This window comes from Moorena sp. SIO4A1, assembly GCF_010672065.1.
Classification (GTDB): domain Bacteria; phylum Cyanobacteriota; class Cyanobacteriia; order Cyanobacteriales; family Coleofasciculaceae; genus Moorena.
The window spans coordinates 136,038-160,917 of sequence record NZ_JAAHHX010000004.1; the positions used below are offsets into that span (position 1 = coordinate 136,038).

Consider the following 24,880-nt stretch of genomic DNA (forward strand, 5'->3'; position numbering starts at 1 on the left):
CTTGTAGGGTGGGCAAAAACAGTTTGGTTCAAATCAGTATTATAGATCACAGCACTTTGCCCACCCTACTGGCATGGGTATGTTTTTGAAACTTGTAGGGTGGGCAAAAACAGTTTGGTTCAAATCAGTATTATAGATCACAGCACTTTGCCCACCCTACTGGCATGGGTATGTTTTTGAAACTTGTAGGGTGGGCAAAAACAGTTTGGTTCAAATCAGTATTATAGATCACAGCACTTTGCCCACCCTACTGGCTATCAGCTATCAGCTTATGTGCTACGCACACGCTACGCGAACAGCTAATACGCTACTTGAAAAATAAGCTGACCGCTGACGGCTGACGGCTGAATGCTTACTTTGTGATAGACCACGCTATCCTGGTAATGACTCAAAACTAAAGACCAATGACCAAACTCTTGCGCTGGGTTACTGGGCTACTAGGTTTATCGATAGCTTGGAATTTGCTATCTCACCTGGTAGCAGAAATTTTATGGTTCACGGAAGTGGATTATCTATCCGCTTTCTTGCTGCATTTGCAGACCCAGCTGAGTTTGTGGGGAATTGTCTTTAGCCTATCATTGGGGTTTTTGCTGACCAATTTACGGTTAGCCAACCATTTCAAGCATCCAGAAAACTTAGCTGATCTCGAGATTACCTGGCTAAAAGGGTTCAAGACTCTTGACTCTTCATCTTTAACCCTTAACCAAACACAGTTAAACTCACCCTCCCCAATAGTGAGATCGGGAGTCAGACCAAGAGGAAAATTTTCTAGAAAACGCCCAGCCTTCAGATTGCGATCGCTTTTGCCATTTGCCCTAGCACTCAGTGTATTAGTTGGGGTGGTGCTGTTGTACTACGGAAAAATGGCCTTTTCTGTTTGGCATTTCAATCGGGAAACCTTGTCAGCCACCTTTCTGAGTGAAGCGACCCCCCCCCTACCGTCACCCTTGGGTTGGGTATCTCTCGGAAAGCTATTTTTATCGGAATCCAGAAGCCATCTAGTTTGGCAGCTGGGGATGATATCGGCAGTGATGGTAGGGCTAATGGTGAATACTCAGTTGTGGTTAAGAGTGATCGCCCTAGCACTAAGTTTTTCCTGGGCGATGGTGATCTCAGAACAATGGGGCAGAATTTTAGAGTATTTCTATCCCACTGCCTTTAACACTACCGAGCCACTATTTAGACAGGATATCGGCTTCTACGTATTTGGCGTACCGGTATGGCAACTATTGGATTTTTGGCTAGGGGGATTATTTCTCTTTGGTCTAGTTGCGGTATGGCTAATTTACTTAACCTCAGGCAATAGCCTCTCAGATGGTAAATTTCCAGGATTTTCCCAAAACCAACTACGGCACCTATATGGCCTTGGGTCTGCTGTGTCGGCAATCACAGCCTTCCACTATTGGTTTTCCCGGTACAATTTACTGTATTCAACCCGTGGTGTGGCTTACGGTGCAAGCTATACCAATGTCTCAGTCAAGTTGCCCTTTAATACAGGATTGAGCATTCTGGCCTTTGCGATCGCACTGTTGTTACTCTTGAGGTCAATTGTCTGGATACGCCGTCTGCCCACCAAAATACCAATAGCATTGTGGATACTCGGCTTATACCTAGGGATATGGGGAATTGCTGGGGTAATCTTACCCGCAGCAGTGCAACGGTTTAAAGTCGAACCCAACGAGTTAGCCTTAGAACGACCCTATATTGCTCGGACTATTGCCCTGACCAGAGCAGCCTTTGACCTCGATAGTGTTGAAGTTGAAACCTTTAACCCCCAAGGTAATCTGACCAGCACCGATCTAGAAAAAAATCACCTAACCATCGACAACATTCCCCTGTGGGATACCCGCCCCTTATTACAAAGTAATCGTCAGCTCCAACAACTGAGACTTTACTACAAATTTCCCGACGCCAATTTTGATCGCTACACCATTAAAGTTAATCCAAACCAGTTAAAGGCTGGGTTGAAGGCTGGGTTGAAGGCTGGGTTTAATGTTGAAAAGTTGAAGGTTGGCAAGTTGAAGGTTGATGAGAAGTTGAATGTTAGCAAGTTGAATGTTGACAGGTTGAATGTTGACAGGTTGAATCTTGACTGGTTGAATGTTGACTGGTTGAATCTTGACTGGTTGAATGTTGGCAAGTTGAAGGTTGATGAGAAGTTGAATGTTAGCAAGTTGAATGTTGATAGGTTGAATGTTGGCAGGTTGAATGTTGCCAGGTTGAATCTTGACTGGTTGAATCTTGACTGGTTGAATGTTGGCAAGTTGAAGGTTGAAAGTTCAAAAAACCCCCTTCAACCTGCTAACTTTAAACCTGCTAACTTTAAACCTGCTAACTTTAAACCTGCTAACTTTAAACCTGCTAACTTTAAACCTGCTAACTTTAAACCTGCTAACTTTAAACCTGCTAACTTTAAACCTGCTAACTTTAAACCTTCAACCAAACAACAAAATAACCTTAAACCTGCTAACTTTAAACCTGCTAACCTCAAACTAAATACAAAAACTCACAAACAACAAGTACTCATTGCTCCAAGGGAATTAGACTATGATGCTGTGCCCAAACAAGCACAAACTTGGGTTAACAAACACTTAGTCTATACCCATGGCTATGGCTTTACCCTCTCTGCTGTGAATCAGGTAGGAGAGGGAGGACTGCCATACTACTTTATTAAAGACATCGGTTCTGGTGGAGGTGAAGGGTTCAAAGGAAGCTTATATACATCCTCTCCAGAGATTCGTGATAGTATCCCCATTGGTCAACCCCGGATTTACTATGGAGAACTGACCAATAACTATATCATGACCTCCACCAAAACTCAGGAATTAGACTATCCCAGTGGAGACGACAACGTTTACAACACCTACGATGGCACTGGTGGTATTGCCCTAAACTCCTTTTGGCGGCGGTTAGTGTTTGCCCAGTATCTCAAAGACTGGCAGATGGTACTGACTGGGAATTTCACACCCGAAACACGGTTACTGTTTCGCCGTAATATTCGGCAACGGATTCAAGAGATCGCTCCCTTCTTACGCTATGACGCTGACCCCTACCTGGTAATTGCTGATACTTCTCAAGCTGAGTCAGGGGTCACTAAGAATTATCTCTACTGGATTGTGGATGGCTACACCACAAGCGATCGCTACCCCTATGCCGACCCAGGTGACAACCAGTTTAACTACATCCGTAACTCCGTAAAAGTGGTTATTGATGCCTACAATGGCGATGTTAGTTTCTACATAGCTGACCCAAAAGACCCGATTATTCAAACTTGGAGTAAGATTTTACCAAATTTCTTCAAGTCACTGGATCAGATGCCCACCAACCTGCGGACTCATCTGCGCTACCCCATTGATCTATTTAATATCCAATCCGAGCGCTTGCTAGCATATCACATGACTGACCCCCAGGTCTTTTACAACCAAGAGGATTTGTGGCGGATTCCCCAGGAAATTTATGCTGGTAAATCTCAACCAGTGGAACCCTACTACATTATCATGAAACTCCCCAAGGAGAAATCAGAAGAATTTATCTTGCTCCACCCCTATACACCTACAGGTCGTAATAATTTAATTGGTTGGCTAGCTGGTCGCTCTGATGGGGATCAATATGGCAAGTTACTCCTGTATCAGTTTCCCAAGCAACAACTCATCTATGGACCAGAGCAAATTGAAGCTCTGATTAATCAAGATCCAGTCATCTCTCAACAAATTTCCTTATGGAATCAAAAGGGGTCAAGAGCAGTTCAGGGGAATCTTTTGGTTATTCCCATCGAGCAATCGCTACTGTATGTTGAGCCATTGTATTTAGAAGCTGAGCAACATAGTCTGCCAACATTAGTGCGAGTTATTGTGGTTTATCAAAACCAGATTATTATGGCTCAAAATCTAGAAGAGGCACTTGATGCCATCTTTAAGCCAGAGCAAAGTAAGACATCAGCAATTGTACGTCCAGTCGAGGAAACTGCACTCCCTTAGCTAATCTAGCTAAATCCGGTTGTCATACCCTTAATAAAAATCTCCCCATCTCCCCAAACTTCCCAAACTTCCCACACTTCCCACACTCCTCAAACTTGCCACACTTCCGATGATGGGTATTCAACCAGAGTTGATATTATGGCTAAATTTCATGGCTAAATCTAAAATCTCTGGTAGAGACTCTAACCTTTGAGGGGAACATATCCATGCCGGAGAATTTGAGAAGCCAAGTGGTTACCCAAGGTGTTCAGCGAGCGCCTAACCGAGCCATGCTGAGGGCTGTTGGTTTCACTGATGACGATTTTACTAAGCCCATTGTTGGTCTTGCTAATGGCTACAGCACTATTACTCCGTGCAATTTGGGTTTAAATGATTTGGCCAAACGAGCAGAGGCGGGATTGACAACTGCTGGTGCTATGGCTCAAATGTTTGGTACAATTACGATTAGTGACGGGATTTCCATGGGAACGGAAGGGATGAAATATTCCCTGGTATCCCGGGAAGTAATTGCTGATTCCATTGAGACCGCTTGTAATGGCCAAAGTATGGATGGAGTTTTGGCCATTGGCGGCTGCGATAAGAATATGCCAGGGGCGATGATTGCCATTGCCAGGATGAATATCCCAGCAATTTTCGTTTATGGTGGCACGATTAAACCTGGACATCTAGATGGTGAAGATTTAACGGTAGTTAGTGCCTTTGAAGCGGTTGGGAAACACAGTGCTGGCAAGATTGATGACGCTAAACTCAAGGCGGTGGAACTCAACGCTTGCCCTGGTGCTGGTTCCTGTGGCGGCATGTTTACCGCTAATACTATGTCCTCTGCTTTTGAGGCAATGGGGATGAGTTTGCCCTATTCTTCTACCATGGCGGCGGAAGATGTTGAAAAAGCCGATAGTGCTGAGAAATCTGCTTTTGTGTTAGTCGAAGCAATTCGCCAGCAAATACTACCTAGGCATATTCTAACACGAAAGGCTTTTGAGAATGCGATCGCAGTAATTATGGCAGTAGGTGGTTCCACCAACTCCGTCTTGCATCTGTTAGGGATCGCCCATGCTGCTGGAGTAGCCTTATCCATTGATGACTTTGAAACCATCCGGGCTAAAGTACCAGTCCTGTGTGACCTCAAACCCAGTGGTCGCTATGTCACTGTCAATTTGCACCGCGCCGGGGGGATTCCCCAAGTGATGAAAATGCTGTTGGTCCATGATTTGCTCCATGGGGATGCTTTGACCATTTCCGGCCAAACTATAGCGGAAGTGTTAGCAGATGTACCTGATCAACCCCCTGCTGACCAAGATGTAATTCGTCCTTGGGATAATCCTGTGTATGCTCAAGGACACTTAGCGATTCTGAAAGGCAATCTAGCCACAGAAGGGTCAGTAGCAAAGATTACTGGGGTAAAAAATCCTCAAATCACCGGTCCAGCACGAGTATTTGAATCCGAGGAAGCCTGCTTAGATGCGATTCTGGCCGGTAAAATCAACTCTGGTGATGTGATTGTGGTGCGCTATGAAGGACCAAAGGGTGGCCCAGGCATGCGGGAAATGCTGGCTCCCACATCAGCCATTATTGGTGCTGGGTTAGGTGATTCGGTCGGATTAATTACCGATGGACGATTTTCTGGAGGTACTTATGGCATGGTAGTCGGTCATGTCGCACCAGAAGCAGCGGTTGGAGGTGCGATCGCATTAGTCCAGGAAGGGGATATGATTACCATTGATGCCCATCAGCGTTCCTTACAACTAAATGTGTCCGATCAAGAATTAGAGCAACGCCGTGCTAGTTGGCAAGCACCCAAGCCCCGTTATACCACAGGGGTATTGGCAAAGTATGCCACCTTAGTCTCTTCCAGTAGTGTCGGAGCAGTAACGGATTTAGATTTGGATTAACACTTATACACAGTTGCTATCTCCCTATCTATCTTTGACGAGCATCAAACCTAAGCATTCAGCTATCAGTTATCAGCTATAGCAGTCGCCAGGGCAGGCGCGGACATGACAAAAGTCTCAAACCTAAGTAAGCGCAAGAGTTTGACTTCTGACTTCTGACTTCTGACTTTTGACTTTTGCTATATCAGCTAATGGGCTACGGGCACGCTACTGTTCGCGCAGCGTGCCCGTAGCGCAATCGGTGCTTTTAGGTGCGACCCGTGGCGAATTAAATTCGCCAAGGTCAAGCGCACCTTTGAATAAAATAAGCTGACCACTGACCACTGACCGCTGACCGCTGACCGCTGACCGCTGACCGCTGACCGCTGACCGCTGAATGCTTACAATGAAACAGCCCTGCCTTACGCGCGGGGGGTTACGGGGGATTCCTGCTCCCTAAAAGCCAGTAATTTGTAACTCACCCCATTGAAAACTGCTATATATGATGCATAACGCCCTGAAAAGGTTGTCTCAACATCAATTTGTACTTGGTTGGCTGCTAGGGGGGCTACTGTTTCGGTGTATCATTGCTTTCTGGCTTTACCCTGGTATTGATGAAGCCTATTACTATGTCTATAGCCTGCATCTAGACTGGAGTTATTTTGATCACCCAGTTTTAGTTGCCCTGACTACTGGCTTTGGGACTTGGATAACGGGAGAGGTTTCCCAATTCACTATTCGTCTGGGTGCCCTGATTTTGTATACAGGTAGCCTATTGCTACTGTATCTGACTAGCACTCATCTATTTAACACCAAAGCAGCTCGATTGACGTTAGCGATCGCTACCATTATTCCGATTTTTCAAATTGGCTTTGGTGTGCTTAGCTTACCCGATAGTCCCCTGATATTTTTCTGGTCAGCTAGTTTGTTATGTGCTGCTTACGAATTTTTTCCCCTAAGAGGGAAACATTCAAGGAAAAAATTCTCTAGTCAACCCAATAGTTTATATTACAATACTCCACACCCTAACCCCCACACCCTAACCCCTATTTATGATTCATACCGACCTAGCTATCGGTTAGCACTCCTAGGTATTTTAGTAGGTTTAGCTTGTCTAGGTAAATATCATGGCTTTGTTTTGGGATTAGGATTAGTTGGTTTTTGCTTAACGAGTCCACGTCATCGTTGTGCATTGTTGTCACCTTGGGCATGGCTAGGTTTAATGTTATTTATCATAACTATTTTTCCAATTTGGTACTGGAATATACAGCATGATTGGATATCGTTTACTTTCCATTTATCCACCCGTTTTAAACCAGAGCCAGAGGTACCTCAGCAGGGCTACAATTGGCTAAATGTATTAGTGATAGTTTTATCTGGGATAGCTTATCTTTTCCCTACGATGGCATTGCCGATGTGGTGGGTGAGTTTGCGATCGCTACTTGCTCAATTTACCGGGTATAGCAAGACATCAACATTGGAGTCAAGATTGATCCTATGGGTATCCCTACCCCTAGTTCTAGGCTTTACCCTCTTAGCAGGATATCACCAAATTTTGCCCACTTGGCCGATGCCAGGATTTTGGGGGATAACCTTACTACTAGGGCAACAGGCGCAACAGTGGCAAATGCGTTCGCCCTTAGGCGGGCACAAAGTGCGATCGCCCAACGGCGGGCACTTCCTGTCATCGCGCCATTGGGTAAACCGATGGCTAAAGGGTTCAGCCATAGCAATAGCTAGCCTATTATTGTTTGTGCTGCTACATATCACTACAGGAACACTGCAAAAATCCGGTCACTATGCTTTACTTGGGGGTTTTCTCTCTCCCAAGGATGACCCCTCTACAGAACTGATTGATATTCAGCAACTGCGACAAGGATTTGCTCAGTCTCCTGTCCTAAGTGAGGCATTACAAGAGTCTAGCTTTGTCTTTAGTAATGGGTATTATATCAGTGGGATCGTAGGGATGGCGATTACTCCCCTGACCTCTACACCGATTACCTGCTTGGGAGAGGATATGCGTGGTTTTATGGTCTGGTTCCAGCCTGAGCAATGGTTGGGTAAAGATGGACTATACGTTACTCTGGAGCGATTTCAAGAGTTAACAGATAGCTATCGAGCTTATTTTCAGGATATGCAGGAAATAGGGACAGTGCCGATTCGACGAGCTGGAGCAGTCACAGAGGTTTTCCATGTGTATTGGGCGACTAAGATGGTCAAGCCTTATCCTAGATAAGAGCTCGAATCAGTCACAGACCTAGGATTCAAGGTTTTCTCAGTCGCTCTGCACGGATACAGCCTCCCTCCCAATCCCACTTTGGGTCAGATTCATTTGGCTTATATTGCGCCCAAGGATTGCCACTCTCATCCTGATACAAGACTGTAATCTCGGCAGTAGCTCTACTTCCCCAAGGTGCTTTTACTCTAATCTGGTCTTGGCACTGGAAAACTTCACCCTCAGAATTAGTAACGCTCTTGAGTGCGATTTGGGGTTTGCGCTCAATTGAGGGTATTCTTTTGATGACTAATTTTTTTGGCGGTTCTGGTTCTGTCAAGTTTCTTGAGGAATTGTAGTATCGATTACTTTCTTTTATTTTAGACGCTAGATACTAGCAAGTCGCAAGGGTGTAAGTTGGTAAGTAATCAGGGGTAATGACATCTTACCTGGCAACATCCCTACTTCCAAGCACATGCCATTATCTATCCTGGCAGGCTACATGATTGTTTATATTGAGGACAATAAAAAACCAAGCTACACTCCCCTATCGGATGAGTGTAGCTTGGTCCGTCATTCCAAATCGCCCTTTGCGATGGCACTTCGTGCCCGCCTAAGGGCGAACGCAAAGGGAAATTGTAAACAGCATCGCTGCCAAAACTGCTGCTACCGTCCGAACGTGATTCCAAAATGTCCAATCCGTCAGGAATCTTGCCCATAGGGTTGTAGCTTCAGTACTGTCTGGCGTGACGATCGCGAGGGCATCATTAAGCGGGATATTGCACGCGAAGGTCACGCCGATTGTGCCAATCAGATAAAGCAGAGTACCCGCCAGCCAATAGACAGCACCTGGTTGATGCCACTGCAGCAGTAACGAAATAGTTAGCAATGTGCAAGCAGCAGCGGTTCCCAGAAATGCCATCATAAACCAGGGATTGATCACAGTGATATTGATCGATTGCATGGTGGCAATACCTTGTGCTGGTGGTTGCTGAGCCAGAGCCTTCATCACAAAGGTCGAAAAGGCGAAGAAGATGCCAGCGGCCAGACCACTGCCGATTGCTGTTAACAGCATTAGAGAAAAGCGGAAGTTGTGAACAGTTACCATAAAGTCTCCTGGGAATTTTCGTGTTTTGTGAAAGTGTTTAATATCTAAGCGGTCAGCGGTCAGCCGTCAGCGGTCAGTTTTTGGCTGATATTTCATTAAGCATTCAGATGTTTGACATTCCTAAACTCCGAAACTCAGTCATAGCTTACTTTTGACTTCTGACTTCTAACTTCTGACTTGCGCTATAGCTGATAGCTGATAGCTGATAGCTGATAGCTGAATGCTTACTTCAATACGACAAACTTGGTGTCTTGTGAATATACTTTTCATCTGCCAGTTGCTTCAATATGAAATCAGCGACATCAGCACGAGAAATTTTGAGTTTTGATGTCTTATCGTTACTTGGAAAACCGTGTCGATATTTGCCAGTGCGATTCCCATCTACAAAGGCTCCAGGACGAACAATTGTCCAGTCTAGACTGCTTTGCTGAACATAGTTCTCTTGCCTTTGATGATCAGCAAACACGTGTCGTAACAGGAATCCAAACATGATATACTTCCAGAAAAAGTTCAGATTTTCCCAACTATCTCCTGCTCCAAGGGTTGATTGGCAGATAAAGCGTCGGATTCCTGCTTTTTCCATGGCGTGAATGATCTGTTGTGTTCCCTCTGACCGGATTGTCCCTGTCATCTTCTGACCTGCTCCGAGTAAACACACCACTGCTTCTTGACCTTGGACCGCCTTCTCCACTGAAGTGACATCCATGACATCCCCCTGAACAACCTTGAGATTTGCGTGGTTGATATCTAGCTTGGCGGGATTCCGTGCAAATGCTGTAACCCTGTGTCCCTGCTCAAGGGCCTGTTCCACAACCTGCCGACCTGTACCACCGGTTGAACCAAAAATAAGTATATTCATCTTGTTGATACTTTCTGCTTAACAATCACCCTTACAGCTTAGAAAGGCGATTGATGCTAAGCTGTCTAGTTCTTGTGGTACTATCACAATCTTGCGATCGCTTTTCACGTTTTTGCTGGAAAGCACCCCAAGCTGACTATAATCGGAACTAGACGCACTGGAGTTGGATAATGAAAAATCCTGCTATCCAACAGCCTCAAACAAATGGCTTATCCCAGAAGTCTCCCCAAACACAAAGCTGGGAGAATATTCGAGTCCAACACTTCCAACATCCTGCTGGAGAGGGAAATTGTCATTACAATGATGAGCATACCCTTTCTATCTCCCTTGCTCCTCGTCCCGTTCGGTTGCTGCAAATTCAGGCAGGCAAAACTTATACAGGGCTGTATAAAAAAGGAGACATGTCCATTACCCCTGCCAAGACACCGTTTTTTGCTCGGTGGGACAGTGATGATAATTACTTGCAGATTCGGCTTAAATCTCAGTTTATTCAAAGCGTAGCTAGCCAAACCCTTGAACAGAATCCCGATCGGCTAGAATTACTGCCTGAATTTCGGACTCGCAATCCACAGATTGAAGCGATCGCAATCATGCTACTGACTGAACTTCAACAGGAATCTAATGGCAGCACACTTTACATAGATTCTCTGGCTAACGTCTTGGCAGTGAATTTACTGAGGCAGCACGCAGCTACCAAACCTCAGTTGCCAATTTACCAGGGTGGCTTACCCCTGCGTCAACTACAGCAAATTATAGATTACATTGATACACATTTAGATCGAGATATTAAACTAGCAGAATTAGCTCGATTGCTAGACATGAGCCAATTCCATTTCAGCCGTCTATTTAAGCAGTCAATTGGCATGTCTCCCTACCAATACTTGATTCAGCAACGGGTAGAACGGGCGAAGCAGTTGTTGAAACTAAAAGACCGATTAATTGTGGACATTGCCTTAGAGTGTGGGTTCAACAGCCACAGCCATTTGAGCAAAAAGTTTCGACAATTGACAGGGATGACACCGAAAGCATACAGAGCAAATTAGTAAGCATTAAGCCGTCAGTTATCAGCTATCAGCTAATGCGCGTAGCGCATTAGCTGATAGCTTACCTTAGTCCTCTCTTGGGTGTGGTCAGAGCGCCAACATTGGTTCCTAGGGGTGAAGATGGGAGTTTACTATAAACCGAAAGAACCGACTATTGTCCCTGATGGTTTCGTGACATCTCCCGACGCTGCCAAGCGCGGGACAGCGCGGGCTTCTTACCAACTCCAGCTACTGCGTTCGGATACTCGATAAGCTTTATTAACGACACGGTCAGAAGTTACCGCAAGAATAGGGCAGCCTTTATGGTTAGTCGGTTATGCGTAAAGGGTTAAAACTTTATGATTAAGGCTGCCCTATTCTAAGGTTTCGTCTCCGGGATGCCCCTCCGCGCCGGAACAATACAAAAAGTTCTATATTTAGTTGGTAGGTGGCGGTTAGCTCTTAATTTATTTTCCCTACCATTCCTACTATATCACATTGGTAAGCTCCGTTGGGACCCTTGCCCCGCGCTTCCCATACGACACTTACCCAGCGATGCAGCGCGGTCATGGGGGTTCCCCCCATGACCGCGCTGCATCAAGACAATGAAGGTAACGTGCGGGGCTTCTCGCGGTTCAACGGTTAGCGGATTATCTCAAAACAATGGGGATTGATCCAGAAACCCTACCCTGAAGCGGAATCATAACCGTCAACCTTTGATCAGTAATAATCTATCCTTGATCAATTTAAAACCCGACTTTCCGGATATAGGGTAAAAGGGATTGCTATACTAACCACAGCATAGATGGTAAAAAAGCGAGATTTGTTGTAAGATATGCAGCCCACTGACGCCAACAAGTTTACTGATAAAGCCTGGGAAGCGATTGTTAAATCTCAAGATGTCGCCCGTCGCTGCAAAAATCAACAGCTGGAAGTCGAACACGTTGCGATCGCATTGTTGGAACAAGATGGGCTACCCAATCGAATTCTATCCCGTATCACTGTTGATGTTAACCGGTTTCAGCAACAACTGGAAAATTTTGCTAACCGCCAACCTAAGGTCGCTAACCTAGACCAATTGTACCTGGGTCGTGCTTTAGACGTGATGCTCGATAATGCGGAAGCCTATCGCAAGGCTTTGCAGGATGACTATATTGCAGTAGAACATCTGTTACTGGCTTTAGCGGTGGATGAACGGGTAGGACGCCGCTTGCTCAAAACCTATAACCAGGATGCGGCAAAGCTCGAAGCCGCCATTAAAGCCATCCGAGGCTCTCAAAAGGTCACAGACCAAAATCCCGAATCCCGTTACGAAGCCTTGGAAAAATACGGGCGGGATTTGACCGAAGCCGCTCAAGCCGGAAAACTTGACCCAGTGATTGGTCGGGATGAAGAAATTCGTCGGGTGGTTCAGGTGCTCTCTCGTCGGTCCAAAAATAATCCCGTGTTGATTGGAGAGCCAGGGGTAGGAAAAACTGCGATCGCAGAAGGACTAGCCCAACGAATTGTGAATGGGGATGTCCCAGAATCCCTCAAAAACCGCCAGCTGATTTCCTTAGATATGGGCAGCTTGATTGCAGGTGCTAAATATCGGGGGGAATTTGAAGACCGACTTAGAGCTGTACTCAGGGAAGTGACCCACTCAGATGGTCAAATTGTCCTGTTTATCGATGAATTGCACACCGTAGTCGGAGCTGGTGCTAGCGGTGGCACTATGGATGCAGGGAATTTACTCAAACCAATGCTAGCTCGGGGAGAATTGCGTTGTATTGGAGCAACTACCCTTGATGAGTACCGTAAGCATATTGAAAAGGATGCTGCTCTAGAACGTAGGTTTCAGCAAGTCTATGTTAAGCAACCAACTGTAGAAGACACCATTTCGATTTTGCGGGGACTCAAAGAACGCTATGAAGTCCATCACGGGGTTAATATAACCGACTCAGCCTTGGTAGCAGCAGCTACCTTATCCCAGCGCTACATTAGTGACCGATTTTTACCCGATAAAGCCATTGATTTGGTGGATGAGGCTGCAGCCAAAATCAAAATGGAAATTACCTCCAAGCCAGTAGAATTGGAAGCGACTGACCGCAGGCTGATGCAGCTGGAAATGGAAAAGTTATCTCTAGAAGGGGAAGATAAGCGAACCACTGCCACCACCGCCACCTATAGTTCTGCCCAAGAACGGTTAGAGCGCATTGAAAAAGAAATTGTGGTTTTACGGGGAAAACAGGAACAACTCAATAAACAATGGCAATCGGAAAAGCAACTGTTACAAGACATCAGTGCCTTAAAAGAGGAAGAAGAACACTTAAGGGTACAAGTGGAACAGGCAGAACGGAATTATGACCTGAATAAGGCAGCCCAGCTAAAATATGGCAAATTAGAAGCTTTACAGCGGGACCGGGAAGCCAAAGAAAGTATGATGCTGGAACTCCAATCGGGAGGTAGTGCTCTGTTGCGAGAACAAGTCAGTGAATCCGATATTGCCGAAATTGTGGCCAAATGGACCGGAATTCCCCTGAAGCGATTGCTGGAATCAGAGCGCCAGAAGTTATTACAGCTCGAAGGACATTTACATAAACGGGTGATTGGGCAAACAGAAGCCGTTTCAGCTGTATCTGCTGCCATTCGTCGCGCTAGAGCAGGGATGAAAGATCCCGGGCGTCCCATTGGTTCGTTCTTGTTTATGGGACCAACTGGGGTCGGTAAAACCGAATTAGCTAGAGCACTGGCACAGTTTCTGTTTGACAGCGAAGAAGCTTTGGTGCGGATTGATATGTCCGAGTATATGGAAAAACACGCAGTTTCTCGGTTAGTAGGTGCCCCACCAGGATATGTAGGGTATGAAGAAGGAGGACAACTGTCAGAGTCCGTGCGTAGGCGTCCTTACTCAGTAGTATTGCTCGATGAGGTGGAAAAGGCACACCGGGATGTATTTAACATTTTGTTACAGGTACTTGACGACGGACGAATTACCGACTCCCAAGGCAGAACCGTCGATTTCCGGAATACCATTATTGTCATGACCAGCAATATTGGCAGTGAGCATATTTTGGGAGTAGCTGGGGATGATTCCAAGTATGAAGAAATGCGCAAACGAGTGACAGAGTCCTTGCGATCGCATTTTCGCCCAGAATTTGTGAACCGGGTCGATGATGTGATCATATTCCATACCCTAACCAAGGATGAATTGCGGAAGATTGTCGGGATTCAACTCAAACGGATTGAGCGGCTGTTGGCAGAGCAAAAGATTACCCTGGCAATGTCTGAGCAAGCTCAAGATTATCTGACCGACGCTGGATATGATCCCGTCTATGGTGCTCGTCCCTTGAAGCGGGCAATTCAGCGGGAGTTAGAAAATCCCATTGCTACTAAGATTTTAGAAAATATGTTTATCGAAGGGGATACCATTTTCATTGATTGTGGAGATCAGGGGCTTACATTTAGTAATAAAGTACCCAGTAAACCAGTAACAGCTAGTGAATCAGTTGTTCCAGCGGTTAGTTAAGATTAGGGAGCAGGGAGCAGGGAATAGGGAGCAGGGAACAGGGAACAGGGAATAGGGAACAGGGGGAAGAGTGTGGGTTACCGGCATCTGCACTTTCAAAGCTCCGTGGAAACTAGGGATCCCCCCTAACCCCCCTTATTAAGGGGGGGACACAACCGTTGCTGATCTGACTCCCCACACTTCCCACACTTCCCACACTTCCCACACTTCCCCATCTCCCCATTCCCCTCCTGGGAGGGGTTAGGGGTGGGTCCCCATCTCCCCATCTCCCCATCTCACCATCTCCCCACACCTTTAAAACTGGAAGTAAAGAAATTCGGACACTCTGTTAAGAGATAGTAGGCAAAATGTAGCGATTAAGCCAATACCTGTTGCCCAGTACCAGCTAGGCTTGAAGTGTTCCATGATTTGCTGGGTATTAGGCAAAAAGGTAACCCCTAGGATTAGTCCGAATAGTACCATAAAGGTCTTTTCTAAACCTATAGGTGGCAGAAGAACGTTCATCTCTTGCCACTCCTGAAATTGGATGCCTAAGGGGGTTAACCAACCCAAGGTATTTTGATAAGTAGTAGGCAAGATAACGCCCTTGAGTCCTACCATTGCCTGTAATATTCCTAAACCATCACTAATACTAGTTGCCCGAAACAATACCCACGTACTCACCACTGCTAAAAATGTCAGGATCCAGGCTATAATTTTCGGCATCGATAGCTTCATTTGCCGCCAGCTATGATTAATTACCAAAAATAAGCCATGGAGTCCCCCCCAAATCACAAATGTCCAGCCAGCACCATGCCACAATCCTCCGAGAAGCATTGTGGCTAATAAGTTACCATATTGACGTAGACGACCGCGACGATTACCACCAAGAGGAATATACAGGTAATCCCGGAGGAAATTGGATAAGGTAATGTGCCAACGTCGCCAAAAGTCACTGATAGATCTCGCTTTGTAGGGGGAATTAAAGTTAATCGGTAGGCGGATATTTGTGATTAATCCTAAGCCAATGGCCATGTCAGAGTAGCCGGAAAAATCGAAATACAGTTGAAAGGTATAACTCAATGCCCCAACCCAGGCTTCTACAAAGCTGAGTTGGTCAGTATTGTTAAAAATAGTGGCTACCCAGGGAGATAGATTATCTGCGATCGCAACTTTTTTCCCTAAACCTAGGATAAAGAGGCTCAGCCCCATTCCCATATTTTTCCAGGAAAACAGGCTATTGCGTAACTTCTCAAACTGGGGCAATAGTTCATCGTAACGGAGAATTGGACCGGCTATCAGTTGGGGAAAGAAGGACACAAACAGGCTATAGGTCATAAAATTATACCTACACTTTTTCGTTTCCCCACGATAAGCATCAACAATATAGGCAATTTGGGTAAAGCTATAAAAAGAAATCGCTAAAGGAAGTAAGATTGGTGGAATAGTGATACTTGTGCCTAAAATATAGTTTAATGAATCTACGAAAAAATTAGCATATTTGAAATAGCCCAAAATCGCTAAATTAAAGCAAATACCTATCCAAAGCAGCAGTTTAGTTTGCTGTTTATAACTAACTACTGTAGATACTAGGCTTGAGATTTTATCGGGTTTATCAGGAGCCGCACTATCCTCTCCACTTCCTTCGTCTAAAAGAATTACTAGCTTCTCTATCTGTTTACCAATGACATAGTTACCACTAATTGAAATTAGCAACAGAGGCAGATAAGCAATTTTCCAATAACCATAAAAAAATAGGGATGCCAACGTCATCCATACCCAGGTCGCTTTAACCACACGGAAGCGACTTAAGCCAAAAAAAACCACCAGGGTAATGGGAAGAAAGCCGAAGATGAAAGCGTATGAGTTGAATAACACGGTAGATGACTCTCGGTAAGTAGGAAATGCTAGGAATATTGCTGTTTTTTAACAGTCAATAGTGAAGAGTTAACACTAAATAGTCAAAACGATACAGTCAACAGTAAACACTAAAGAGTCAACGGTCAACACTCAAAAAATTTTTGGATAAGGGAAAATTATTTTATAAACACCCTGCATGTCCCTTACCTAGTCCGGTGTCAATGGTTCTAGTCAATGACGTCCATACTCAAAGGTTTTTAGGTAAGGGAAAATAATTTGTAAACACCCTGCATCTCCCTTACCTTGTCTAGACCACGAGTTATATGGGTAAGTTCACCCATGCTGGCCAATGGGATCGCCCTTGAATTCCAGGAAAATACAGTTGTTGATTTTATCATAATTATGATTGAGTGGGTGAAGGAGGTTCTCTCCATCAATCTCAAATCACCAATCAGGATATCTCAGGATATCAAATTATGCTTCTATTAGTTGAGCCAATTTGGCAAAATTGTGGTGATTTACTAACAAAGCTAGATGAGCTAGTTCTATGGCTGTTGACTTTACTGTAGCGATTCCGACCTATAATGGGGCGAAGCGTTTACCATTACTGCTCGAACGACTGCGATCGCAAACTTTCCTCAACTCCATCAGTTGGGAAATTATTGTTGTTGACAACAATAGTAGTGATGATACTGCCCAGGTTATTCAAGACTATCAAAGCAATTGGGATTTATCTGTCCCCTTAAGATATTGTTTTGAACTCGAACAAGGATCAGCATTTGCCAGGTTGCGAGCTGTCCAGGAGGCTAAAGGTGAATTAATCGGTTTTTTAGATGATGACAATTTACCTGATCCCAACTGGATTGCTGCCGCCTATAGCTTTGGTCAAAAGTATCCTAAGGCAGGAGCCTACAGTGGTCAAATTCACGGTGATTTTGAAGTCGAACCCCCAGAAAATTTTGATCCCATCAAGCAATTTCTCGCAATTCGGGAACATGGACCAAACCCCCATCCCTTTCAACCCGAGCAAATCAGGCTACCCCCAGGGGCAAGCTTAGTCGTTCGTAGACAAGCTTGGCTCGATAGTGTGCCACCTCGTCCCAGTTTGACAGGCAAACTGCCCGGATTATTCGTGCAGGGGGATGATTATGAGCCATTGCTGTATATGTACAAAGCAGGTTGGGAAATTTGGTATAACCCAGCCATGCATAGCTATCATCAGATTCCCCAGTGGCGTCTTCAGAGAGATTACTTACTCACTCTCGCTCGTGGCTGTGGTTTAGCAACCTGTCAGCTCCGCCTGATTAATGCTACCTTTTGGCAAAAGCCTATAGTAATTACCAAAACCTTATTGGGAAATTTGCGCCGATTTCTCCTACATTTCCTTAAGTATCGAGGACAATTTAAAACTAATCTCATTGCTGCCTTTGAACTAGAATTCTTCTGGGGCAGTTTGCTCAGTCCATTTTTTACTATTAGAAAGCTTTTACAAAATAAGGGAACAGGGAACAGGGAACAGGGAACAGTGGAAAATAATAGTTGACGCACATACTATCATTATAACACTTTTTTAATAGGTATGTTTAGATAAAAAAAAATCATATTCAATGAAGTACAAAAACTAATTTTTCCGACTCCCGATTCCCGATTCCCGATTCCCGATTCCCGATTCCCTATTCCCTACTCCCTACTCCCTACTCCCTACTCCCTACTCCCTACTCCCTACTCCCTACTCCCTACTCCCTACTCCCTTTGCTAAAATGACTCAAATATCCTTAATTATTCCAGTTAGAAATAGGCAACACTATACTCAGAATATTCTGAGTCAAATTTTTCAGCAAATTCCTCAAGCAAATACCGATAATACCTCAGTTATCTCAGTCATCATAGTAGATGATGGTTCCACAGATGGCACCCCAGACATGATTAGACGTCAATTTCCCAATGTTTACTTAATTGAGGGAGATGGCAATCTTTGGTGGACAGGTGGAATTTGTCTCGGGATGAACTATGCCATAGATAAATTAGACTCCGATTACCTAGTGTGGCTAAATGATGATATTTCTCTGTCAGACAATTTCCTTAACAACCTGATTGATATTTGTCAATCTCCACTGTACAATAATACAATTGTTGGGGGTATTGTCCGGGATAAAACCTATTCCGATTGGATTGTGTTCAGTGGCATGCATAAAAAACAGCCAATTCGGAGTATGGATTATTTTGCGACAGCAGAAGCTAGGTCAGTCGATACCCTAAATGGTAATATAGCTATCATCCCCAGAGCAGTGGTCGATAAAATTGGATTTCCAGATGCTGATAGATTCCGGCATTACGGCGGTGACTTTGAGTTTGTTAGTCGTGCTCATAAATCAGGATTTAACGTGATTTTGTCAAGTAAACTCCAAGCCACTACTGATTATAATTTAAATGACTTGATTCGTTATATGCCCCCTTTACTACAATGGTATCTTCAACCGAATACAGCCAAAAGACTAGAGATATTGAAAGGATTCACTAATTTAAAGTCAAATTATAATATCTGGCATATGGTCAATATAATTTATGAAGAATCACACCATGTACCTTTCTGGAGGTATGCTATTTCCTATGTTAGGCAAGTTATTAAACTGTTAGTCAGTGATTTTTTACTCAAGAGTAAAACCGAAACAACTCTCAAAACCTATTTGAAGCAGCAAAATGCTCCAGAAGAAACTATTAAGGGGCTAATGAACCATAGAACTAAATCAGTATAGCATTGTCAGCTATCAGCTATCAGCTATCAGCTATCAGCTATCAGCTATCATATTAAACTAAATACTTAAATTTTTTCCTACTCCCTACTCCCTATTCCCTACTCCCTGCTCCCTGCTCCCTACTCCCTACTCCCTTAATGTCAGAACCATGAAATTTAAATGAAGGCCAGCTTAATATCTATAATTATACCGGTTTATAATGACGAAAAAACTATCAAACAGACTATTCAATCTGTTTTAAATCAGACATTTACGGATTTTGAAATAATTGTCATTGATGATGGCTCCCAAGACTCGACAGGGGAAATAATTTATAGTATCAAAGATGTTCGATTAAAAATTTTTTCCTATCCCAATGCTGGTGTCAACTCAGCCCGTAATCGTGGATTATCCCATGCTTCAGGGGACTATATTGCTTTCCTAGATGCCGATGATCTCTGGCATCCAGATAAATTAGAGTTCCAGTTAAAGGCTTTAGAGGCAAACCCCCAAGCCGCCGTTGCCTATAGTTGGACAGATTATATCGATGAATCAGGTCAGTTTGTGCGGCGGGGTAACCATATCACTCTCAATGGTAATGTTTATCCTCAGCTCTTGCTAACTGATTTTTTGGAAAATGGTTCTAACGTCCTGATTCGTAAGAAAGCATTTGACACAGTTGGTCAATTTGATGAATCCCTAACCCAGGCAGAAGATTGGGATATGTGGCTGCGGCTCGCAGCTCGTTATCCCTTTGTAGCTGTACCATACCCACACATTTTATATCGAGTCTCAGCTAATTCAGCCTCTTCTGATACTTCCAAGATGGAAGCAGGTTGCTTACAAGTAATTGAACGAGCCTTTGCTGCTGCTCCTGATTCTCTACAATATCTGAAAAAGCACAGCCTCGCTAACCTGTATAAGTACCTAATTTTCAAGGCTTTTGAATCATTTCCAGAACGACACATAACCCTAGCCGCACTCCGATTTCTTTGCCATGCCCTCAGACATGATCCAACCTTATTACTGGCAAAGGTTACCTTAAAAGTATTGCTGAAAATTATCCTATTACTTATATTACCTGCTCCTCAGTCTACCGCATTACTGAATCGATTTCCAGGATTATTTAATACTAGCACTATTCTTGGATATCTGCGAACAGAACCTTAGAGCATCTTGGTTTTAGGGAGCTTCGGAGCAGGCAAGTGTGGGGAGATGGGGAGATGGGGAGATGGGGCAGATTTTTATTAAGGGTAATTATCCGGAGATGATATTAGTGATTGGCTCAAGACAATACTAATGGTGCGAGGTTTGGTGTTGATGAGCTGAGCCTGTTAATAACTTTCAACATAATAACCTTTAACATAAAATAGCAATTCTCTCTCCGATTAGGGACAAAGCGATCCCCCTAAATCCCCCTTAAAAAGGGGGACTTTGAGATTTATAAATGTACCTCATCAATGCAATAAACTAACCTTGGCCAAAAGGCCACGCTACGCGAACAACCTGCTAACCTTAAACACTAATAACCTTGGCCTTTTGGCCACGCTACGCGAACAACCTACTAACCTTAAACCTACTAACCTTAAACTTACTAACCTTCAACCTACTAACCTTAAACCTACTAACCTTAAACTTACTAACCTTCAACCTACTAACCTTCAACAATAATAACCTTAAACCTGCTAACCTTGGCCTTTTGGCCACGCTACGCGAACAACATACTAACCTTAAACCTGCTAACCCAAAAAAATAGCCGCAGAAATACTTTCCACGGCTAGGAATTTTCGCTTATGCACTCAATTTTATTACCAATCTGTTCGCTACGCGAACAGACCGGAGCCTTTGTCCGGGGGGGAAACCCCCCCAGAAATTTAAGGTGTTAACGCCAAATCCAGTATCTCCTCATCATCGTCATAAATTGCCCTGGAATTCCAGTGGGCTGAAGAGGACTCCACTCCGAAAGCTGTGCATAGCCCATGGCATTAAGGATATGCATGGTATGGCTTATTTGCTGGCGAGTTCCCTTCAGAATATACGGAACAAGGAATTCTTTTTCGGAAAACTCCTCAGGAGTAATCTCCGGAGTGATATCCTCTGGATTGTTGTCTGAATTTGGCAGAAAATTGTGATGCATAGTCGAAACAATGTTTTTAACTTAATAAATATAATCATAATGATTACTAACATATTTGTCAAGGGTTTTTAGAATTTTTTTTGAGGGATAATTTAAAGGAAACGAGGAAATCGGGAATCGGAAATCGGGAATCGGGAATCGGGAATCGGGAATCGGGAATCGGGAATCGGGAAAATATCGGAAGCGTTCGCGTAGCGTGACATGCAGGTCAATCGCGTAGGGTGACATGCAGGTCAATCGCGTTTTTTTTTAATTAAAATTACCGATAAAATCGGTTAGCTAAAATTGTAATAACAAGTTAGCGTTAGCGTAGCGTGACATGCAGGTCAATCGCGTAGCGGCTCTTTGCTGAGCATCGCGTTTTTTTTCGGAGTAATATTACCGAAAGCTTCGACAACAGTAAATTTGTAAAATCTGAAGTTCCCTACTCCCTACTCCCTACTCCCTACTCCCTGTTCCCTTTGCCATTAATCTACACCGTTCAATCATATCAATATAAGCTGGCGATAACTCCTGCCAACTAAACCGTTCATAGACCGTACGATGACAATTTTCACGCTTACTATCGTTATACCCTTCACTCAATACTTGAGTAATTAAATTAGCTAAACTTCCGGTTAATTCAAAATTAGCGAAATATCCTTCATTGCCTAAAACAAAGTGAGTAATGTCATAATCATGAGCTAAACAAGGTAAACCATGGGACATCGCTTCCACAATTACTCTTGGTAATCCTTCATGGAGAGACGCTAAGACGAAAAGATCAGCAACCTGATAGTAATTCGTTACTTGCTCACGAGCAACAGTTCGCACTTGAAACTGATCAACCCCTAATAGCTCTTGGCCAAGCTGAATAATTTCTGGTGATTCAGCATCCTGTTGACCTAATAATAATAGGAATGGTCTAGGTTTTGGCAAACTCGCTACTTCATTAATAATGTAGTCCATGCGTTTATGATACTTATTAATCGCTGCGACAGAAAGAATTAACGGTTGCTGTTTCGGTAGTCCTAATTTCTCTCGTAACCCCTCTCGTTCTAATGGTGACAGTATCTGTAATTTGGAAGGGATGAAGAATCCAGAGGGAAGTAGACTTTGTTTCTCAACAGGCTCTCCATAGGTTAACGCCTGTTTATAGTGAATTGGTGTTAACTGCTGTACATGATCCCAACGGTAAAAAGGAGGAGAGAAGGCTCCTCCATTACGGAAAAGCAGCTTATAATTCTGTTTTGTCAAACGCCGCCAGTGCCACAGTAGATAGCCTAAGCCATCATCACTGAAGTAAATTACCTCTGGACGTTCACGATATATATGTGATAATAAACTTACGATAAATGATGCTTGTTCAATAAAGTAGCCTTCTTGTCTGACAAAATAGTCACCTTTTTTTAAAAAGTTACTTAATTGCTTAACCAATCTTCCCAGTTGACCGGCCATCCAACTATACCGTGGTAGATTCCATAATGTAATCATTTTTTCTTGAGACTTACCTCCTCCTTTAAACAGGGTGATATCAAGAGAAGATTCCTGAGATAAAGCGGCGAAGCACTCTTGGGCAAACGATTCATAGCCCCGCTGGATATGACCCAGACCAGAACAGATTATAAAAACTTTAGTCATGGTATATAGCAGTTATCAATATGGGTGAGGTACTTTCGTCTTGGGTTTTAGGGAGCAGGGAGCAGGGAGTCGGGAGTAGGGAGTCGGGAGGGTGGAGTGGTAAAAATTATGTGTATCTCATGAATGAGTCTGAGAATTGCTATAGCGGATTTATTTATCTTGGGTATATAGTTAAATTGTATAGCGCTGCGCTCAGGTAATAGGGAATTGATCACTTTGGTTTTTTTGTTAAAATAGCTTTTTTTATAGTAATGACGTAAACAGGATTTTTTGGCAATTCCGAAGTTCCCGACTCCCGACTCCCGACTCCCGACTCCCGACTCCCGACTCCCGACTCCCGACTCCCGTTCCCATCCTGGGAGGGGTTAGGGGGGATTCCGACTCCCGACTCCCTTTTGTTAACATCTAAAATTAACCTATAATAATTATGATACTTAACGGGATTTTAGTTAGATCAATCATTGTTGGTGCTTGGTCTTTTGTCAAGAGCAAACTACCACCAGAAGGAAGACGAAAACTAGGAACATTCCTAGGACGAATGGCTCAAAAGCCTCTAATCACTAGTCTAGTGCGTTGGTATGATCAACGGTCAGTGGATGCCTATCTGATTTCATTTCCTAAATCTGGACGAACCTGGCTCAGATTGATGATTGGACGGGTATTAGAAAAGCATTTAGGTCTAACTGACCCCAAAATTATGGAGAGAATATTGGAGTTGGAAACCTTAGCACCATTGCACCCTGATGTCCCAAAAATTCGAGTTATTCATGATGATGAACCAGAATGGAAAAAGCCTGATGAACTTGTTCAAAGTAAGGCCAACTATAAAAATGCTAAGGTAATTCTATTAGTCCGAGACCCTAGGGATGTAGTAGTATCTATCTACTTTGAACATACTAAACGGGTGGGACACTATGCTCACATCATGCAGCAAGTAGACTCTCTGAAGCAGTATGCTGAACGAATTAAACCCTATGAGGGGGATTTGCCTAGCTTCATTCATGAGTCAGTGGGGAGCTTTGATACCTTGATTAGGTATTACAATATATGGGAAGCTAATCGCCATCTACCGAAATATTTTTTGCTGGTGCGTTATGAAGATATCCAAACAAATACCCAAAAAGAATTGAAGCGGGTTTTAGAATTTTTAGGTGTTAAATCAGTTCGGAATGAAGTAATTGAGGAAGCTGTTAACTTTGCCTCCTTTAAGAATATGCGCCAGATGGAACAAAACCGGACATTTAAATCCGATCGCTTGACTCCAACTGACCAGCAAGATCAAGAGTCTTACAAAACTCGTAAAGGAAAAGTGGGAGGATTTACTGAATATTTAAATCAAGAGGATATTGATTATCTGAATTCAAAAATGGAGGAAAATTTATCTTATTTTTACCACTACAAACCCTGAAGCTGTTGTGGGTTATGATACTAAGTAGCGGTCAAAGGTACAACTTTCTATTGCCCCAATCTCCCCATCTCCCCATCTCCCCATCTCCCCATCCCACCAATCTACTATCTTTGAATGCAACTCGGTATCAGGTGTGGGGTGTTTAGCGATCGCGTAGCGTGACAAGCAAGTCAATCGCACTCAAGGCAAGTGGGCTTATTCAACAGGCTAGACTAAACTAGTGTATATATCTAGCTAGTCGGCTATTAAAAATGATTCTTAACCAAAACTTCCAGGTCATTGATAATGCTGCCCAAATTGATGAGCACTTTTGTTTAAAATTAGAACCGGAAGCTAAGGCAAAAGTCTACCGAGTCTTGATCAACGATACAGGACAAATCCTACTCGATCCAATTCCAGAAGAAGAACAGTGGTTATGGCAAAATCCCGAAACCCTGGCGCAGGTGAAACGAGGTATCCACCAAGCAGCAGAAGGGAAAGGAAAATATTTAGGTGATTTCGCTCAGTATGCTAGCCTGGAGATTGATGACTAGTGGATTTTCGGTTGGAATTTCAATCTGAAGCTGAACAAGCAGCTGACT

Annotated in this window: 22 protein-coding genes; 12 read left to right on the forward strand and 10 right to left on the reverse strand. The window is 43.8% G+C overall.

Features of this window, described 5'->3' with window-relative positions; genetic code table 11:
• Positions 1-404 precede the first annotated feature (404 nt).
• The 3 genes from F6K53_RS04530 to F6K53_RS04540 all read left to right on the forward strand — a co-directional run bounded on the left by F6K53_RS04530 (position 405) and on the right by F6K53_RS04540 (position 8,084).
• On the forward strand, positions 405-3,977 hold the full coding sequence (locus F6K53_RS04530; RefSeq protein ID WP_293079973.1) for a UPF0182 family protein: 3,573 nt from the start codon (positions 405-407) through the stop codon (positions 3,975-3,977).
• A 206-nt stretch (positions 3,978-4,183) separates the two neighbouring features.
• Positions 4,184-5,869: a dihydroxy-acid dehydratase gene (ilvD, locus tag F6K53_RS04535; protein ID WP_293039394.1), complete on the forward strand. Its 1,686-nt coding sequence runs from the start codon at positions 4,184-4,186 to the stop codon at positions 5,867-5,869.
• 481 nt (positions 5,870-6,350) lie between these two features.
• Positions 6,351-8,084 (forward strand): glycosyltransferase family 39 protein, encoded by a 1,734-nt coding sequence (locus F6K53_RS04540; protein ID WP_293071244.1) that lies wholly within the window; start codon positions 6,351-6,353, stop codon positions 8,082-8,084.
• Positions 8,085-8,112: 28 nt separating this feature from the next.
• On the opposite strand, the gene F6K53_RS04545 is transcribed toward F6K53_RS04540, so the two are convergent.
• The 3 genes from F6K53_RS04545 to F6K53_RS04555 all read right to left on the reverse strand — a co-directional run bounded on the left by F6K53_RS04545 (position 8,113) and on the right by F6K53_RS04555 (position 10,030).
• Entirely contained in the window at positions 8,113-8,403 is a 291-nt protein-coding gene (locus F6K53_RS04545; RefSeq protein ID WP_293039400.1) for a hypothetical protein, read from the reverse strand.
• Positions 8,404-8,676: 273 nt separating this feature from the next.
• Complete coding sequence (locus F6K53_RS04550; RefSeq protein WP_293039403.1) at positions 8,677-9,171, reverse strand: anthrone oxygenase family protein; 495 nt, start codon at positions 9,169-9,171, stop codon at positions 8,677-8,679.
• A 229-nt stretch (positions 9,172-9,400) separates the two neighbouring features.
• Complete coding sequence (locus F6K53_RS04555) at positions 9,401-10,030, reverse strand: NAD(P)-dependent oxidoreductase (protein WP_293071241.1); 630 nt, start codon at positions 10,028-10,030, stop codon at positions 9,401-9,403.
• A 170-nt stretch (positions 10,031-10,200) separates the two neighbouring features.
• Between F6K53_RS04555 and F6K53_RS04560 the strand changes: the two genes are divergently transcribed.
• The 3 genes from F6K53_RS04560 to clpB all read left to right on the forward strand — a co-directional run bounded on the left by F6K53_RS04560 (position 10,201) and on the right by clpB (position 14,560).
• Positions 10,201-11,073 (forward strand): helix-turn-helix domain-containing protein, encoded by an 873-nt coding sequence (locus F6K53_RS04560; protein ID WP_293071239.1) that lies wholly within the window; start codon positions 10,201-10,203, stop codon positions 11,071-11,073.
• Positions 11,074-11,193: 120 nt separating this feature from the next.
• Complete coding sequence (locus F6K53_RS04565) at positions 11,194-11,325, forward strand: hypothetical protein (protein WP_293028011.1); 132 nt, start codon at positions 11,194-11,196, stop codon at positions 11,323-11,325.
• A gap of 562 nt (positions 11,326-11,887) precedes the next feature.
• Positions 11,888-14,560, forward strand: coding sequence for an ATP-dependent chaperone ClpB (gene clpB, locus F6K53_RS04570; protein WP_293039415.1), 2,673 nt, complete (start codon positions 11,888-11,890; stop codon positions 14,558-14,560).
• Between the two features lie 125 nt (positions 14,561-14,685).
• Here clpB and F6K53_RS04575 read toward each other — a convergent pair whose 3' ends face one another.
• Positions 14,686-14,826: a hypothetical protein gene (locus F6K53_RS04575; RefSeq protein ID WP_293079977.1), complete on the reverse strand. Its 141-nt coding sequence runs from the start codon at positions 14,824-14,826 to the stop codon at positions 14,686-14,688.
• A gap of 28 nt (positions 14,827-14,854) precedes the next feature.
• Entirely contained in the window at positions 14,855-16,417 is a 1,563-nt protein-coding gene (locus F6K53_RS04580; RefSeq protein ID WP_293071234.1) for an MBOAT family protein, read from the reverse strand.
• A gap of 529 nt (positions 16,418-16,946) precedes the next feature.
• Between F6K53_RS04580 and hpsE the strand changes: the two genes are divergently transcribed.
• The 4 genes from hpsE (at position 16,947) to F6K53_RS04600 (ending at position 20,805) form a co-directional block, all read left to right on the forward strand.
• Positions 16,947-17,942, forward strand: coding sequence for a hormogonium polysaccharide biosynthesis glycosyltransferase HpsE (gene hpsE / locus F6K53_RS04585; RefSeq protein ID WP_293071232.1), 996 nt, complete (start codon positions 16,947-16,949; stop codon positions 17,940-17,942).
• A gap of 217 nt (positions 17,943-18,159) precedes the next feature.
• Entirely contained in the window at positions 18,160-19,155 is a 996-nt protein-coding gene (locus F6K53_RS04590; RefSeq protein ID WP_293071230.1) for a glycosyltransferase family 2 protein, read from the forward strand.
• Positions 19,156-19,314: 159 nt separating this feature from the next.
• Positions 19,315-20,304 carry a glycosyltransferase gene (locus F6K53_RS04595; protein ID WP_293027997.1) on the forward strand — a complete coding sequence of 330 codons (990 nt, stop codon included), beginning with the start codon at positions 19,315-19,317 and terminating at the stop codon, positions 20,302-20,304.
• Between the two features lie 306 nt (positions 20,305-20,610).
• Positions 20,611-20,805 (forward strand): hypothetical protein, encoded by a 195-nt coding sequence (locus F6K53_RS04600; protein ID WP_293047527.1) that lies wholly within the window; start codon positions 20,611-20,613, stop codon positions 20,803-20,805.
• 211 nt (positions 20,806-21,016) lie between these two features.
• Here the strand turns inward: F6K53_RS04600 and F6K53_RS04605 are convergent, their stop codons facing one another.
• The 4 genes from F6K53_RS04605 to F6K53_RS04620 form a co-directional block, all read right to left on the reverse strand.
• Entirely contained in the window at positions 21,017-21,271 is a 255-nt protein-coding gene (locus F6K53_RS04605) for a hypothetical protein (RefSeq protein WP_293047529.1), read from the reverse strand.
• Positions 21,272-21,292: 21 nt separating this feature from the next.
• Positions 21,293-21,508, reverse strand: a complete 216-nt coding sequence (locus F6K53_RS04610) for a hypothetical protein (RefSeq protein ID WP_293061386.1) — start codon at positions 21,506-21,508, stop codon at positions 21,293-21,295.
• Positions 21,509-21,709: 201 nt separating this feature from the next.
• Positions 21,710-22,891 carry a glycosyltransferase family 4 protein gene (locus tag F6K53_RS04615; RefSeq protein WP_293071227.1) on the reverse strand — a complete coding sequence of 394 codons (1,182 nt, stop codon included), beginning with the start codon at positions 22,889-22,891 and terminating at the stop codon, positions 21,710-21,712.
• A gap of 47 nt (positions 22,892-22,938) precedes the next feature.
• Positions 22,939-23,106, reverse strand: coding sequence for a hypothetical protein (locus F6K53_RS04620; RefSeq protein ID WP_293047534.1), 168 nt, complete (start codon positions 23,104-23,106; stop codon positions 22,939-22,941).
• Positions 23,107-23,318: 212 nt separating this feature from the next.
• Between F6K53_RS04620 and F6K53_RS04625 the strand changes: the two genes are divergently transcribed.
• Positions 23,319-24,299 (forward strand): sulfotransferase domain-containing protein, encoded by a 981-nt coding sequence (locus tag F6K53_RS04625; protein WP_293071225.1) that lies wholly within the window; start codon positions 23,319-23,321, stop codon positions 24,297-24,299.
• 12 nt (positions 24,300-24,311) lie between these two features.
• Here F6K53_RS04625 and F6K53_RS04630 read toward each other — a convergent pair whose 3' ends face one another.
• Positions 24,312-24,479, reverse strand: coding sequence for a hypothetical protein (locus tag F6K53_RS04630; RefSeq protein WP_293047540.1), 168 nt, complete (start codon positions 24,477-24,479; stop codon positions 24,312-24,314).
• Positions 24,480-24,550: 71 nt separating this feature from the next.
• Here F6K53_RS04630 and F6K53_RS04635 point away from each other — a divergent pair, with 71 nt between their 5' ends.
• Positions 24,551-24,832 carry a hypothetical protein gene (locus F6K53_RS04635; RefSeq protein WP_293047542.1) on the forward strand — a complete coding sequence of 94 codons (282 nt, stop codon included), beginning with the start codon at positions 24,551-24,553 and terminating at the stop codon, positions 24,830-24,832.
• Positions 24,833-24,880: the final 48 nt, after the last annotated feature.